Source organism: Bordetella petrii (assembly GCF_020991325.1).
In the GTDB taxonomy this organism is placed as follows: domain Bacteria; phylum Pseudomonadota; class Gammaproteobacteria; order Burkholderiales; family Burkholderiaceae_B; genus Bordetella_A; species Bordetella_A petrii_E.
On record NZ_JAJMLX010000532.1, the window covers coordinates 1 to 744 of the forward strand.

Here is a 744-nt window from a genome sequence, read left to right on the forward strand (position 1 = left end):
CGCCGCGGCGGCGTCAGGCTGCGGCGGGCGCCGATGCGCCCGCCACGGGCTTGCGCCGGATCATCAGGGCAATGACCGCGGCCACCAGGCCGGTGGCACCGGCCAGCACGAACGCCATCAGATAACTGCCCTGGGTTTCGCGGATGAAGCCGGCCATCCAGGCCGCCGTCGCGGCACCCACCTGGTGGCCCGCGACGATCCAGCCGAACACGATGGGCGCGTCGCGGTCGCCGAACGCTTCGGTGGTCAGCCGCAGGGTGGGGGGCACGGTGGCAATCCAGTCCAGCCCGAAGAAAATCGCGAAGATCGACAGGCTGTAGAACGAGAAGTCGGAATAGGGCAGGTACATCAACGCCAGGCCGCGCAGCCCGTAGTACATGAACAGCAATTTGCGCGGGTCGTAGCGGTCGGTCAGCCAGCCCGAGGCGGTGGTGCCGATCAGGTCGAAAATACCCATTACCGCCAGCAGGCCGGCCGCGCGCACTTCAGGAATGCCATGGTCGCCGCAAAGCGCGATCAAGTGCGTGCCTACCAGGCCATTGGTGGTGAAGCCGCAAACAAAGAACGTGGCGAACAGGTACCAGAAGGTGCGGGTGCGTATGGCGCGGTTCAGCGTGCCGAAAGTGGCGGCCAGCAGGCCGGTGCGCGGGGCGGCGGCCGCTACGGGTGTGCCCGGGAGCGTGCCATATGGGGCCAGGCCGACGCTGGCCGGCCGGTCGGGCACCAGCCACCAGGCCAGCGGTA

The 744-nt window shown here is 68.4% G+C and carries 1 protein-coding gene; it reads right to left on the reverse strand.

What is annotated here, in order from left to right; genetic code table 11:
* Nucleotides 1-13 precede the first annotated feature (13 nt).
* On the reverse strand, nt 14-744 hold a 731-nt coding region (locus tag LPZ50_RS25170; RefSeq protein ID WP_329957709.1), incomplete at its 5' end, for an MFS transporter.